Origin of the sequence: Olivibacter sp. XZL3, from assembly GCF_004368405.1 — a bacterium.
Taxonomy (GTDB): domain Bacteria; phylum Bacteroidota; class Bacteroidia; order Sphingobacteriales; family Sphingobacteriaceae; genus Olivibacter.
The window spans coordinates 24,843-39,653 of sequence record NZ_SBJH01000016.1; the positions used below are offsets into that span (position 1 = coordinate 24,843).

The window sequence follows — 14,811 nt, forward strand, 5'->3', positions numbered from 1 at the left end:
CATTATAAGAACTCAGGTCTACTTCTTGACCGGCGGATAACTTCCAAAGAAAAAAAGTAATACAATGAAATATTTTTGCTTCATTTTTACATTTTTTGGGCTGTAGACTATAGGCCTTCCGTTTTACTACGCGTTACTTCAGGTGCCACTACTACTACCTAACGCTGATTTCGCGCTACTGTCACTGCTCCTAACAACTAATAACTAACCGGTATCCAAACCGTCATATCCGTATGCCCTCGATTGCCCCAGGTAAAATAAGGCACAAATCGAAGCGGTACTGTTTCCTTAACGCCTGTGTCTATTTTCCGATAAAGAGCACCGTCCCAATTTTGCTGTTGATCGATTACTTTCGCCACCCCGGTTAAAGAGGTAACAGGACAGTTGTCAATCAATTGGTTTTCTGTCTGAAAGGTCATATCAGCGGGAATTGCTACATCGAATATGGTCTTGCCTCCAGTCAAGTCCGAAGATTCCAAACAATACACAATAGGTCCGCGCTTCACGGCTACTTGGTTTCTGCTTTCCTCTACCAATGGATTCGCCTGCATCAAATGAGCCTCCATGGGCATCTTTAATAACACAACATCTCCTTTTTCCCATTTTCTTTTTATCCCCGCATAGGAACCTGGCTTCACAACTTCGTTGATATCTTCTCCATTTACCTGAATCGTAGCTCGGTCCGCCCATCCGGGAATACGCAAAAACAAAGAAAAATCATCTTTAACAGCTTCTTCTACCACAACTTTGATCGCCCCATCCCAAGGATAAGCCGTTTCCTGTTTTAATTTAACCGTACCCCCATTCGGCAATGACGTATTTAACTCACTTCCACCGTATAGATTAATCCATATGCCCTCATCCGAAATACTATAAACATAACTATGCACTTCGGCAAACGTTCGTACTACATTGGGTGGGCAACAGTTAGACAATGCGATATAAGGCACTCTATCTTTCGACCATCGCTGCTTAAAAGGCAATTTATCCGAGTAAGCGAGCGGATTTGTATATAAAAACCGTTCTCCATCTAAGCTGATGCCCGACAGCACGCTATTATAAAGTGCCAGCTCCAAAACGTCAGCAAACTTTGCGTCACCTGTTAGCAGTAGCATCCGCCAATTCCATAGCATATTTCCGATGTTGGCACAAGTTTCATTATGAGCGGTGAAGTTGGGTAATTGGTAGTCGCGTCCATAAGCTTGATGGATCTTCTGCACCTCTTTGGGATCATAAGAGGTACCATCCGGCGAAACCCCATCATATAGCGAACCACAACCACCCGTTATGTACATTTTATGTGATGTAACGTCCTTCCACATTTTATGGAGTTGATTAAAAAGGCTGGTATCACCTGTCTCGGCATAGACGTCCGCAACACCGGCATAGAGGTAATTCGCGCGCACCGCGTGTCCCATTACCTTTTGCTGTTCCCGAAAGGGAATTCGATCCTGATTATCGTCGGTTCCGTCCTCAATCTGGCCTTTTATATCAATAAGGTGTTTTGCCAGCTCCAGGTATCGTTTATCGCCTAAAGTACGATACATCTCAACTACACCCATATAATGAGAAGGACAAATGGCATTTCGCGCTAAGGTTGGTGAAGCCGATTTGTAAAACCGGTATAAATAATCGGTAGCTTTAACGGCGACATCCAATAGATTACGTTTTCCGGTAGCTCGATAATGTACGCAGGCGGCCGTCATTAAATGCCCAATGTTATAGGCTTCAAAACTTAAGCGATCTTCAAATTGATTTTTTACACCTGTTTTGCGTTGCTGAATCATCGACAGGGTATAAATGTAACCGTCTTCCCGTTGCGATAGGGCAATAGTCTTGATAACTTCGTCCATTTTCTTGTCCAGTGCCGGATCTTTCGTAACGGCATATATACTTGCCACCGCTTCCAACATCTTATAATAATCACCATCATGAAAAGATGGTCCGCTATGACTCCCGGTATCCAAACCGGCGGCTATTTCAAAATTCTTATAAGCATGACTGACATGTTCATCATTATAAACATTCCATAGTTGCGGAACCATATGCTCCCTGCATACCTCAAATCGGTTTGCCCAAAATCCCTCCGTCCAATGTACCTGGTCCATCCCCACCGGCTTTAACTTAGCATAAGGGCTTTTCGATGTGTTTACTAAAAAAGCGTCCTGAGCCTTTAAGTTGAAGATGGAGAATACTCCAAATAAAACAAGGATTACTACATTAATTTTTTTTATCATAATTTATTATTTTATTTATTGTTCTTTATTCTTGATAATAAAGAACCAAACAATCAAGGCTTCATGGCTTTCGCTAAAGATTCAGGTCTGAACGCTCAATCCTGTGTAGCCGCGCAGCGCTATGGCCAACCCTTCGCTTCCTCACATGATTTTCTTCCCATCACTTCCTGAATCTTTTTAACGCTCACTCCATGAAGCCGCTCCTACCAACGTGCCGTTTTTGATTGCATTGATGTTAATGTTTCCATCACTCATATACTCATCACTAAAAGGTGAGACCCATCCCGCAAGCGTGCTGTTCTTGCTAGTTAATCTTTCTATCACTCAAAACTCGCAAAGACAACGCGTAACTCAAAACGCACAACTCGCAACTACACTGGCTCGTCATCATATTGGCTAATTAGCTAATTAGCTAACTGAGTAATTGGCTAATTCACTTCTTCTTCCATCAAACGCACCGTCCCAATAAGGCCGGCCTTCAACAAAGGCTGCCCTTCTAAACGGAAAGGTGCCGTTGTTTGCGTAATGCGTTTCTCCACTGGCAATGCCTGATCACCGATCAGTCGATTAGCCCAAGTATTCGTTACGGCTATCTCCAATTGGTTCTCGCCTTTCCGTAACGCTTTACCAATATCAACACGGTATGGCGCCGTCCAAAGTGTTCCACAGTCTACGCCGTTTACTTTTATAGTAGCGATATTCGCCACTTCTTCTAACTGTAACCATACTGGTGAAAGCTGATCTCCTTCCTCCCATTGAAAAGCGGTTCGATAATGCGCAGTACCGGAATAATGCCGTATCTCCGGATCTTCAAACTCGCTCCAGCTTCTTAGCTCTTTTAATGTAATTGCTTCTTTTGGTCCGCCGTAATCGGGATCAAACCTAATATCCCAAGGATTCATTAATTTCTTTGTCTCGCTTAACTGTGGCCAGTTTCTTGCTGATTTAGCTTCTTTTAAGTTGGTTTCTTCCTTAAAAAGGACAAATAAAGAAGCATTAGGAGCAAATTGAAGCGGGATCTCCGTACGATCCCCTACAATACGCCATTCGCCCAAGGGCTTCCCGATATTACTTACCGGATCATATAGGTACGGCACTTTACCTGTTATCCGGAATGACACGAGCAGTTTCCGATCTTGCTCCTGTTGATTGGTCAAAAAGTAAATATCTTTTTCATCGGTTCGCCGATGGTTAAAGCCCAAGCCAGTGGCTTCTGAACCATCCAATTCACTAAAACGAACATCAGGTTGCACCCCGAATTGATTAAATGAAGAGAGCAAATAGGGTGCCTTGATAATCATACCCTTCCCGAGCTTTTTAAAGAGCACAGATTTATTGCCTTCTTCCATTTGCTCGAAAGAGCCGTCCCAGATAAGTGCTGTTATTCGATTCAATTCAGTATCTACCATCGGGAAACCCGATAATCCCAGCGTACGCAGTGGTTTATTACTTAGTACAACTTTGGCACCTTCAGTGATAAGCTGTTTCAGTTTACGCGCTACTTCCAAGCTCATGGCTTGATCATTCGGCTGCAAAGCATGCTTACCCGGGAGTACCAATATTCCGTAAGCTGCGCCGGTAGGAAGTACAATGCGTCCGTCCTCAACTTTTGCCTGCAACAATATTTCGGGATTAAAAGAATCATAAGCATAACCGCGCAATGCATTTATCCAATCTTCAGGCTGCACCATATTCGCACTTGTACTTACCCCGGCGATTTTCTGTATGGGCAAGCCTTTATTAGCTAACCGGGCCTGCTCCGTCAATACACGCTTTTCACCAAAGATACCCGGTAGGGTTGAGACCATGCGATCAGGAAGAATGGCTCTTCTTGGGAGCTCTTCACCGGTAAAAACAGCCAAATCGGTAACCGGCGTCCCTGCCTGCAGCAGCTGTTGTACACGTGTTGCATAGTCAACCCATACTTTTCCTTGCTTCCACCAAGTTTGATCACGCTGAAAGTACAGGCCAATACTACTAAGTGTCATTCCAGGTTTTCTATTCAGCCATGGATTATGTACGTAAATGTGATAGACCAACCGATTTACGCCAAGGGCATAATTTCGATCTTGCAATGTTTTGAGATTTCCGGGATGCTCATCCCACTCCATTCGTATTTGAGTAAAGGCCTCCGCCTGCACAAGGGGTTTACCATAGATATGGGCTCCGGATACCGCATCGAGCACATCGTTGAACTTGTCATGCGAAGGGCTTCTTAACCAGAATTCTCCCATAGGTATATCTACCGTTTTAAAGTGAGCCATGCCATCAGTCAACATAACGGGTGCGGTTGTCTCTGCACTGAAGAGCGCCCCATGTTTGTGCGTAAAGGCTTTTATCGGCTCAAAGAAATTAGCATTGACCAGTTCGGCAATGGTTTGGCGAATATCATATAGATACCGTTCTGAAAAATCGGCACTTTCTATCGGATAGCCTGCCATAGCAGGTAGATAATCGACCGGGTCATATCCCCTTCTTTTTTTAAATTCATTGCGAAAAACGGGCGACCAGTTTTGGCTACCGCATTCCCAGCTATCGACGTGAAAGATCTTTAAAACTTGATGAGCTAAACTATCACCTGCCGTATCAATGGCTTTCTGTAGCCAGCCCTGCAACTGTACTTCAACTGCCTTCGGGTTCATCTTATCACATTCCAATCCTTTACCGTTTCCGGCAGTTTCGTTCATATGTCCGGTTGAAGTATGCCCCATGCGTAAAATCCTCCATAATCCTCCGTGGGGCTTCCATGTCAAGGTACCATCGGCCTGCATAAAAGAAGAGATATTAATCAGCTGGTCTTTCTTGATGCAATCGGTGTCTGCAATTTGCGTGGAGGTACTAGGCTCGCTAACTCGCCAAACTACACCCGATTTACCTTCATATTGATGAATGCGCGGTGTCGATAACAGATGAATGCCTGATAATTTTAAGCTAGGCTTCCATTTTGCTGCGTCCAGGTCTTCTCCCCCTGGTTCGCTGCCTTCCGGGTTATACACAAAACGAAAATATCGGGCAGTAATAGGCTCTGTTGCATGGGTAAGCCCAACATCCCAGTCCAGCCAACCTGCACGTGGTGGTTTGAGGCGACTAACCTCCCGAAAATGCACACCATCGTTACTTGTCTGAATAATGAGTCTGCCTGATTGATAGTTAAAACCTTCGACATCTATTTGGATCGCGCGACAAGTGAAAGGTTGTTTATAGCTATACTGAATCCAGCAGGATTCTTTGCTACCAAAATTTTTCTTATTTCCTTTAATCGTTAAGAATTGAGCTTCGACCCCCGTACTGGTGCTTACAGTGGGTTGGTCATTGTAGGGCCGATCTTTAACCGGCAGAGCAAAAGTCGCTATATCACGGTAATAACCTTGGTAGGCTTCCGGTTGGGGCAGTGCCAGCTGCACATCTCTCCCACCAGCAATCACCGTATCTGTCCATACCACTTTCTGCATCGATAACTCCGGACTTATCCAGTTTCCACCAGCAGTCGCAAAGCCATCTCCCGGTAATAGCGCGATTTTTATTCCGATACGATGGGCTTCCTCTAAGGTAAAGCGTATTAAATTCCACCAAGCCGGTGTCATCGTTTCGATTACCGGCTCATATAAAGGAGGATCTGTTTTGCCCTTAATCGGTGCTAAATAAGCACCTGCGATACCTATCTCCTTCATCGCTTCCAAATCAGCTGTAATCCCCTCCTTGGAATAAGCGGAATGCATCCAATACCAGAACACCCATGGCTTAGCTTGTTCAAGACCTTCCCCTTTTACATATTCCATATGGGAGGACAGCCTTTTATTCTGCGCAAAAATATCTTGCGAGCACAGTAAGAATAAAAACAAAAACCAACTCCCTTTTTTTTTCATTTAATGTTTGTTTAAAATTAGCTTTCGGCTTTAGTTGGTGCCGCCGCTACTGCCTCAGTGAACAAGGGAACCGGGTAGTTGGGAACATGTCTTACGTCCCAAAAAGCTCCCATTAAATATTCCCTATCATTTATTCCCACAACTCATCACTCATAATTCATTCATTACTCACTCACTCCTCTCCATCCATATGCCAATACCACTACAAAACACACCAAAGGCACCAGGTAACCAATCTGTATACTATCGCCGGTATAATCAATTAAACTACCCATTCCATAGGGCAGAATAGCACCTCCGACAATGGACATAATAAGCCAGGATGAAGCAGCCTTCGTTTGATCTCCCAAACCTTCAATGCCCAGTGCAAAAATGGTGGGAAACATAATGGACATAAAAAAACCGATTGATCCCAATGCGTATACAACGGACATGCCTTCACCCAAGATAGCTACCAGACAGAGAAGAACCGCAAACAAAGTAAAGAGGATCAACAGCTTGCGCGGTGAAAGAAAGCGTAGTAAAAAAGTTCCTACAAACCTGCCCAGCATAAATAAGAAACCGTATATACCTAAATAATAACCGGCGGTCTTTTCATCTACGTTCGCTCCTTGCTGTGCCATACGAATAAAAAAGCTTGTAATACAAACTTGAGCTCCAACATAAAAGAATTGTGCTACCACACCGAGACTAAGATTCCGATACTTCCATACCGCAAAAAAGTTTCGCTTTTTGATATCCTCTTGCTGTTGATTCACCTCCGGAAACTTTACGAAAAAGAACACCACCGCTATTAAAAGCAATATCGATCCCAAGATAATATAAGGTAGTTTCACTGAGGATGCTTCCTCCATAAAATAACGCAAACGTTCGGTCTCCTGCATAGCGGCCAAGGCATCTTTACTATATTCCTTTCCGGACAATATAAAGTTGGCTCCTACTATGGGCGCTACCATAGCAGCCAAACCGTTAAAGGAGGCCGCTAAATTTAATCGGCGCCCTGCCGTGGCAGGACTCCCCAAAACGGCAGCATAAGGATTGGCCGTGGTTTCCAAGATAGCTAAACCGCAACCTATGATAAACAGTGCGAATAAAAAAATCTCATAGCTCAAATTGTTGGCTGCCGGTACAAAAAGATAAGCTCCGCTCGCAAAAACAAGTAAACCAATAATAATACAGCGTTTGTATCCGAAGCGCTTCAGTAGCATTCCCGCCGGGATGGCCATGATAAAGTAGGCAAAAAACACCGATGTGTCGACAAGTGCAGATTGACTATTGGTCAAATTACAGGCCTTTTTCAAATGCGGAATCAGAATGGAATCCAAATTGTGAGCCATTCCCCAAAGGAAAAACAAGCCTGTTACCAGTATAAAAGGCAATAGGTATTTTTTTGTTGTTTGGCTAGTTGTCGATTGAGCTAATGGCTCATTTACTAAAATTTCCATCGGTCGGTTGGATGTTAAGGTTTCTTTTTAACCAACAAAATATGATCAGCAACCAGCACAACCTCTCCACGTTGATTGATGATCTCTACATGCTCCGTTACAGTGCCATATGCCGGATTTTTTGCATCACTTTTATTACTTATGGTAACCTCCGCGTGAATTGTATCGCCGATAAAAACAGGTTTAATAAAACGTAGACGGTCATACCCCTTAGAGAAGGCCTCTGGGTTTATTTCAGAAGCGGTTAAACCAATACCAATGCTAAATACCATCGTTCCGTGTGCTATACGTTGACCGAATGGTTGCGTTTTACACCACTCTGCATCTAAATGATGTGGAAAAAAGTCGCCGGTATGCCCCGCATGAACAACGAAGTCTGTCTCTGTCAGCGTTCTTCCGAGGGTAATGCGCTTATTTTCCAAGTGATAATCTTCAAAAAAAATAGATTTAAAGTACATGATAACCGGTTTATGTTAGAATTCCTTTTGTATAGATATTCCCCCTTGATCGCTACTCTGGTAAGCCGCTTCTACCACAGCCATCGTTTTAATTACATCTTCAACGTGGGTAGTTAACACATTGCTTTCGCCATTCTTGTACCGCATTAAAGCGGACATACTTCCTATAAAAGCATCCGGGAACCAAGATCCTTCGATAGCCAGACATTGCCATTGAGGCTCCTCCCCTTTTTGGCATATACAATACTCAAAAGCGTCCGGAACGCCGTGTGGATAATTCATTAACAGGCCCATCTTAACTTTTATTGCTCCTTTTGTCCCTTCCCATTTGATATAACTTTCTTGGTGCTGTGGACCGAAATCGTGGTCGTGGTTGGTATTAATAACGGCACGTAGGGTATCTCCATAGTCAAGTATAATCGTAGAACGGGAAGAAGACAAACTTTTCGCGGGATGTTTTAATGTCTTTGCCAATACACTTTTCGGATCGCCGAGGAAGGAACGAATTAGATCGATATAATGAATACTGTGATATTGTATTTCCAAGCGTGGGTGTACCTTCACCAACGGAAAAAGCTCCCAAGGTGTTTGTACGGTAACCTTAACTTCCATATCGTATAGCTCGCCGATAAACCCTCCTTCAATTAAATAGCGAGCAGCATTTATATAGGGTGCTACACGCAACTGACAGTTAATGGCTGCAGCTAGTCCTTTATCCCTGCAAACGGCTAAAATCTCCTTGCTTTGCTGAAAATAGTCTCCCATAGGCTTTTGAATAAGCACCGCACTTTCGTCCGGTAACTTCTTCAAAGTTTCCACAAATTGATCGGGCATAATGGTAATGTCGTAAACCGCGTTAGGTGTTGCCTGTGCAACAGCCGCTTCTACGGAATTATATACATGTGGTATGGCAAATTGCCTGGCCAATCGTGTTGCTTTTTCTTTGGTCCTATTCGTGATACCAATGACGTCAAATCCGGCTTTCTTATAGGCTGGTAAATGAGCGTCTCCGACAATTCCTCCCGCACCGATCACAATGATCGGCAATGGACGTTTCGGCAAAACAGCTTGATAGGGTATTTGTATTTCTTTATTCATGATCCAATATATTGATATCCTCTTGTGCCCGTTCTAATAAAGAGGCAATCACCTCATCTCCATTAAGCACTTCCTGTATTAACTGATCGATTCTAGAAGCTATAGCAGCCCAATTCTTTTTCCGAGGCAAGGTCTGCGATTGCTCATGCAAGAGCTCAAGTTTATAATAGTAAGGGATCATTTGATTCACAAAAGCGTCCTTCCAGGTTGATAAACGGCATCCAATGCCGCCGTTTAGCGTAAGCTGTTTGTCCATCTGCCCACTAACGGCAAAGCGAATAAAATCATAGGCGATGGAAGCATACTTACTACCGGAGCCAATGGTATAGAGCCAATAGACATTCAGGGATGTTCCCTGTCCCTTATTTCCTGCCGGTACCGGTGCAATGTCAATTTTCCCTCTTAATGCCCCTTCTTTTGTTACCTCGCAAACCGAAGCAAAACCAAACCAATTCACCATCATTGCCGCTTCCCCCCGTGCAAAGGCGGCACCTGCCTGTACCGACTCATATTGAAAGGAGTTGGGGTGAATACAGTCCGACTGCGATACCAGGGTTTTATAAAACTGCAAGGCTTTCTCCGCTTCCGTTGTATTTAACCGGATTTTTCCAAGCGCATCCACTAAATCCCCCCCTCTACTCCATAATTGCAGGCAAAAATCAAATACAGCGTTATGCCCATCAGGATAGAGTGCCATCACACTTCCGTACAATTTATCTATTGGCCGATGGAAGAACTGTGCCACTTCCATATATTCATCCCATGTTTGGGGGACTTTCAACTCTCTTTTGTATTGTTTGTAAAAGGCTGATTTATTTTCTTCTTGTTCGAATAGATCCTTTCTATAAATTAGGCATTCGGGTCCATCATGAAAAGGTAAACCGACCACTTGCTCATCAAAACACTGCATAGCAAGAAGGGACGAGCTCCATCCATCCGGATAATCTTCCGGTGGATTTGTCTGAAGCCAAGGTGTCAGATCACAAAGTGCATCGCTCGCATAGGCCTCACAGATCCAATCCGTATTGATATGAGCGACATCCCAAAGACCTTTTTTTAAACCTTGCTGCTGAATAGTTTCGTTATAAAGCTCATGTAAGTCCATAGCTACCAATTCGACCTCCACCGGGCAACCTGTCAGTTTAGCATAAGCCTCCCAAGCTTGCTTCATTGTCCGCTCAAATGGTTCGAACTTTCTCACCGCTATCCGTAGGGGTTTATGACTCACGAGTCACCTCCTCTCCGAATTCCTTCCAAATCGACCCATTATCCTGCCCCAGTATCGGTGAGCCGAGCGAAGAAGTGAGATATTCACCATCGATTCGGATCGGACACCGCGTGGTTTGGTAGTTATAACCGTCACGCATTGTTACGTTCTGTATCATCTCTAAGGTTTGGAAGCCTTCATGAGCCACCAGCCGATCCCAAGTTAATACATTTGCACACCATATGTCCGCCGGTTCCAAGATCTCTAACCATTGTTGAGTGCTTCCTCCTTTTAAATGCGTCGCGATAATCTGCTTTATCTCATCGCGCTTATCAAATGCATCAGACACCAATGGGTAGTTTTCGAGAACAGGGCATTTTAATAATTTGCCTAAAATCGGAATGGAGCCCATTGCTAAGGCGATGTAACCATCGGACGTCCGATAAATTCCGTACGGAGCACCCAAATAGGCATGTGCATTATTCACTTTTGTTCGTTGAGGCAAAGCACCTCCGTCTCTATAAAAAGTCGTAATGGCTTCAAATTGAAAATCATAGGCTGTTTCCATCATGCTTACCTGCACGAGTGCCGCCTGTTCCGTGCGGGATTGTTGAATTAAACAAGCAAGTATTCCCTGCACAAGATTTGCTCCCGCCAACATATCGACTATAGACAGCCCCATAGGCACCGGACCATCATCCGCGTTTCCGCTTAACCAGGTTAATCCAGTAAGCGATTGCAATAACAAATCCTGGCCTGGCCGGTCCTTCCAGGGCCCTTCATTTCCGTATCCTGATATCTCCCCATACACGATACGTGGATTGACCTTTATAATCTCGTTGAAATCAAGTCCTAATCGTTCCATAACTCCCGGACGAAAGTTATGAATCATTACGTCGGCCTGCTTTAATAACCTCTTTATTAGAACGATATCATCCGGATTCTTCAAGTCAGCCGATAGACTTTCCTTATTACGGTTAATGGCATGAAAAACGGAAGACTCGCCATTCATAATCAAGTCCGACGTATACAGGCTTCTGCAAATATCGCCCGTTATCGGTTTCTCCACTTTAATAACACGTGCGCCCAAATCCGCTAGGCGAAGGCTAGCCGATGGGCCAGATAAAAATTGGCTAAAATCAACAACTAAATATCCTTCCAGTGGCTTCATCTTACACTATATTGAATTCAATGACAATATCGTCGGTGTCCTCACCTGCTTTCGGTGCCGCCTTAGCGGCATATAACTTCTCGCCATTGATACGTATGGGATTTCGCGTTGTAATGAGCTTTTTTCCGTCAGCCAATTCCACTTCTTGTGTCATCTCCAAAACACGGAAGGCTTCGTGATCTAATGCTTGACGGTAATTGAGAACCGAAGAACACCAAATACCATCTTTTTCAAGGCGAACTCGCCAGTATTCGGTACTATTATGGCGAAAATGTTCGCCAAGTTTACTGATAATCTCATCTCTCTTTTCAAACCAAGAAATTTTATCTTGATAGGTGCTTAAGTCACAATCAATGCTGTTTCCGATTTTCATTAAGTCTCCCATGGCTAAGGTCAAATAGCCATCACTGGTTCGATAAATACCATAAGGAGCACTTAAATAGGCATGTCCGCTTCCCCGCATGACACTACGTTTTGGCAATTGTTTTCCATCGTTCAAAAAGGTGGTGAGTAGTTCAAACTGTAAATCGAGAACAGATTCCAATAAACTCACTTCAACCAAGACGCTTTTCCCTATCTTATTACGCTTTAATAAGGCAGCCAGAATACCTTGTGCCAGATGCGCGCCGCATGCCATATCTGCTACCGCTAACCCAAAAGGCACAGGTCCATCGCTTTTAGTACCCGACAACCAACTAAGTCCCGACATGGCTTGTATTAATAAGTCCTGACCGGGCTTATTCGCCCAAGGACCTTTGCTTCCATAGCCTGTCACGACGCCATAAACAATTCGGGGATTAATCTTACAGACATCTTCATAGGTTAGACCTATTTTCTCCATAACGCCTGGTCGAAAATTATGCGTCATGATATCTGCCTTCGCAATAAGCTGTTTCACCTTGTTAAGGTCTTCCGGGTCTTTCAAGTCGGCAGCATATGATTCTTTGTTTCGGTTGATCGTGTGGAAAACCAAACTATCGCCGTCAATAAACAAATTCTTAATAGCAATTTGCCTTCCACCCTCACCTTTCCCCGGTCGTTCTATTTTAATAACTCGGGCACCCAAATCTGCCAGTTTAAGACCCGCTGTTGGACCGGCCATAAATTGGGCAAACTCTAACACCAATATTCCTTCTAATGGCTTCATACTAATGCTTTAGACTCTTGATAGAGTTCATTTAATTTTTGCAATACGGCCTGTTCGTTTCCGCCATCGATAATAAAATCGCGCACCACATCGCCTGCATGATCTTGGAAAAACATATGCCCATGGTATCGTGGACGAAGGAAAGCACGCTCCAACGCCGGCAGCGTATTATAAAAGTAATTTCCGCTCATTTTATTGGTGTGTACCGACTGCCAAGCTTTCAAATGCCCCGGTTGACCGCCATTATCGAAATACAGCCCAAGTTGACAAGCAGGAGAAGCCACATAGCGTATATAATCCATTGCTTCTTCTAAATGTGCACATTTTGCAGACACCGCTAAACCGGTACCCCCTAAGGTACTCCGCATGTTCTCCTTCCCATCAAGACTTACCAGATCATGAAAGTCCAGTACGCGAGGGGCGTAGCCATGACGCGCATAATTCGAATACCCATACGCAAAAGGGCAATAGGCAATCTCATCCGTATTGGTCATATATTCATAAACTTGAATGGGATTTAAATGATGGAAGCGCTCATCTACTTTGCTCGCCAACTGCTTGAAAAGTTGCAAAGCACGAATCCCCACGGCCTCACTGATAACGCGTTCATCTGTCTGGCACGGGTCTTCTCCCAGTGAGCAGCAAAACATGTAGAAACTCATTAGTGTATCAATCGGTATGAGCGCAAAACCTACTAATCCGCGGTCAGCGATTTCCAATAGCTCGGTGTAGGTATCGGGAAGTGTTAAGCCATGTTTTCTTAACAGATCGGGTCTGCTCGATGCGACCGGTGTAGCTGCATCAATAGCCAAAGCCCATTGATGACCATCAAACTGATAACTTTTATGAGAATGGCCTACACTATTTTCTTCGAGATCTTTTAAAAAATGGGATGACAAATAGTCGTCTAAAGGTAAAATGCTTTTAGTACGCGCCGCGAAACCTGCCCATGGATGATCGATGACCAATAAATCATAGCGCTCTGCCAACTCCTGAACCGAAAAATCGGCAAAGGCCTGTAATGAGCGCTTTTCCCATTTTATCTCGATTCCGGGGCGCATTTCGCTAAATCGCTGCGCCGTGGCATGCATAGGCGTAATCCCCCTGCTGTGATTCCAAGTGATTCCTTTCAGTTCAATTTGTTTCATTCCTATTTTGTTTAAGCACCTTCGTCTTATTCAGCTAGAATTTTATAGCGTTGATTTCTTCTGTCTTTCGACTTATATTTCCTTTGAATGGCAATAAGTAAAAGCTGTAGTGATAGTTTTTGGCCGGCACTTGATATTGCGGTAAGGGCTGCGAAACGGTAGACCAGGAATCATTGCCTCCAACGCCCATTTGTATCAGGTCGATGTTCAACGTAATATAACCGGCATCTTTTAAAAGATGATGATGTTTAGCGGTTACAATCTCTTCTTCCGTATAAGGCCAGGCACTCATGCTTAGCAAGCTATCGGCAACAACCAACAACCCTTCATGGCCCGTATTTGTCAATCCCATCCAACGCACATCCGTACGGTTCGCATTTTCCTGTGGATAGACGTAAGGCTCGATGAACGTTTCAAGTGGTGCCTGATAAATACCGGCAGCAAACCCCGATCTCCGATCTACATAGTTTTCAAGAGGCCCCTTACCGTACCAAGTCAATTGATCGAGATTCCGCTTGATACCTCCTTGCATCCCCACCTTCGGTAAATTAGGGAGCTTATCGGAAGCTTCTAGCTGGTAGTTCACTTTTAAAACCCCGTTACCATTAAAAGTATAGCGGACCTGTACCGAGGCACTGTCTTTGATCAGACGATAGGTGCTGGTAACGCTTAGCTGTCCCTTTACCGTACTGTCAACAGATAAAGCTGTTAAACTAGGTTTGGCATCATACCATACTTTTAATAGCTTGGATGGCTTCCACCCTTTCCGATCGTTATCGGTTTGTGGACGGGTGAAATGGGGTAAAAACGGCTGCGCGATCTGCTCCGTTCCATTGCTTTTGTAAGAAATGAGTGCGCCATTCTTTTTACTAATAATGACCTCCGCGCCATTATCACTTTGCATAAGGACCAGCTCCTTATCCAACCGGCTTCTCACTTCCCCAAATTTGCGGGTGTAAATCGTCAGCAAAAAGTGGACACGATATTTTAAAAACTTAAGGAGTGTTTTCATCAAAAACGTTAGATTTAATTAT

10 protein-coding genes are annotated in these 14,811 nt (G+C 44.1%); all 10 read right to left on the reverse strand.

Translation table 11 applies throughout. The features are described 5' to 3' along the window. Positions 1 to 197: 197 nt before the first annotated feature. The 10 genes from EPX21_RS05665 to EPX21_RS05710 all read right to left on the reverse strand — a co-directional run bounded on the left by EPX21_RS05665 (position 198) and on the right by EPX21_RS05710 (position 14,789). On the reverse strand, positions 198 to 2,237 hold the full coding sequence (locus EPX21_RS05665; RefSeq protein WP_206106008.1) for a glycoside hydrolase family 127 protein: 2,040 nt from the start codon (positions 2,235 to 2,237) through the stop codon (positions 198 to 200). 428 nt (positions 2,238 to 2,665) lie between these two features. After that, entirely contained in the window at positions 2,666 to 6,103 is a 3,438-nt protein-coding gene (locus EPX21_RS05670; protein ID WP_134088700.1) for a glycosyl hydrolase, read from the reverse strand. A gap of 164 nt (positions 6,104 to 6,267) precedes the next feature. Continuing rightward, positions 6,268 to 7,548, reverse strand: coding sequence for an L-fucose:H+ symporter permease (gene fucP / locus EPX21_RS05675; RefSeq protein ID WP_134088701.1), 1,281 nt, complete (start codon positions 7,546 to 7,548; stop codon positions 6,268 to 6,270). A 14-nt stretch (positions 7,549 to 7,562) separates the two neighbouring features. Continuing rightward, positions 7,563 to 8,006 (reverse strand): MaoC/PaaZ C-terminal domain-containing protein, encoded by a 444-nt coding sequence (locus EPX21_RS05680; protein WP_134088702.1) that lies wholly within the window; start codon positions 8,004 to 8,006, stop codon positions 7,563 to 7,565. 15 nt (positions 8,007 to 8,021) lie between these two features. Beyond that, on the reverse strand, positions 8,022 to 9,104 hold the full coding sequence (locus EPX21_RS05685; RefSeq protein ID WP_134088703.1) for a Gfo/Idh/MocA family protein: 1,083 nt from the start codon (positions 9,102 to 9,104) through the stop codon (positions 8,022 to 8,024). Further along, positions 9,097 to 10,305, reverse strand: a complete 1,209-nt coding sequence (locus EPX21_RS05690) for an extracellular solute-binding protein (protein ID WP_240768538.1) — start codon at positions 10,303 to 10,305, stop codon at positions 9,097 to 9,099. Before EPX21_RS05690 ends, EPX21_RS05685 begins: the two co-directional genes overlap by 8 nt. A 16-nt stretch (positions 10,306 to 10,321) precedes the next feature. Then, on the reverse strand, positions 10,322 to 11,482 hold the full coding sequence (locus EPX21_RS05695; protein WP_134088705.1) for a CaiB/BaiF CoA-transferase family protein: 1,161 nt from the start codon (positions 11,480 to 11,482) through the stop codon (positions 10,322 to 10,324). Between the two features lies 1 nt (position 11,483). After that, positions 11,484 to 12,629: a CaiB/BaiF CoA-transferase family protein gene (locus EPX21_RS05700; protein ID WP_134088706.1), complete on the reverse strand. Its 1,146-nt coding sequence runs from the start codon at positions 12,627 to 12,629 to the stop codon at positions 11,484 to 11,486. Beyond that, on the reverse strand, positions 12,626 to 13,777 hold the full coding sequence (locus tag EPX21_RS05705; RefSeq protein ID WP_134088707.1) for an ABC transporter substrate-binding protein: 1,152 nt from the start codon (positions 13,775 to 13,777) through the stop codon (positions 12,626 to 12,628). Before EPX21_RS05705 ends, EPX21_RS05700 begins: the two co-directional genes overlap by 4 nt. A 34-nt stretch (positions 13,778 to 13,811) precedes the next feature. Next, positions 13,812 to 14,789 (reverse strand): beta-galactosidase small subunit, encoded by a 978-nt coding sequence (locus EPX21_RS05710; RefSeq protein ID WP_240768540.1) that lies wholly within the window; start codon positions 14,787 to 14,789, stop codon positions 13,812 to 13,814. Positions 14,790 to 14,811: the final 22 nt, after the last annotated feature.

What these genes read in the sequence shown, in the direction of transcription:
- EPX21_RS05665 (WP_206106008.1), bottom strand. Translation starts at nt 2,237, where the DNA reads ATGATAAAAAAAATTAATGTAGTAATCCTTGTTTTATTTGGAGTATTC.
- EPX21_RS05670 (WP_134088700.1), bottom strand. Translation starts at nt 6,103, where the DNA reads ATGAAAAAAAAAGGGAGTTGGTTTTTGTTTTTATTCTTACTGTGCTCG.
- fucP (WP_134088701.1), bottom strand. Translation starts at nt 7,548, where the DNA reads ATGGAAATTTTAGTAAATGAGCCATTAGCTCAATCGACAACTAGCCAA.
- EPX21_RS05680 (WP_134088702.1), bottom strand. Translation starts at nt 8,006, where the DNA reads ATGTACTTTAAATCTATTTTTTTTGAAGATTATCACTTGGAAAATAAG.
- EPX21_RS05685 (WP_134088703.1), bottom strand. Translation starts at nt 9,104, where the DNA reads ATGAATAAAGAAATACAAATACCCTATCAAGCTGTTTTGCCGAAACGT.
- EPX21_RS05695 (WP_134088705.1), bottom strand. Translation starts at nt 11,482, where the DNA reads ATGAAGCCACTGGAAGGATATTTAGTTGTTGATTTTAGCCAATTTTTA.
- EPX21_RS05700 (WP_134088706.1), bottom strand. Translation starts at nt 12,629, where the DNA reads ATGAAGCCATTAGAAGGAATATTGGTGTTAGAGTTTGCCCAATTTATG.
- EPX21_RS05705 (WP_134088707.1), bottom strand. Translation starts at nt 13,777, where the DNA reads ATGAAACAAATTGAACTGAAAGGAATCACTTGGAATCACAGCAGGGGG.
- EPX21_RS05710 (WP_240768540.1), bottom strand. Translation starts at nt 14,789, where the DNA reads ATGAAAACACTCCTTAAGTTTTTAAAATATCGTGTCCACTTTTTGCTG.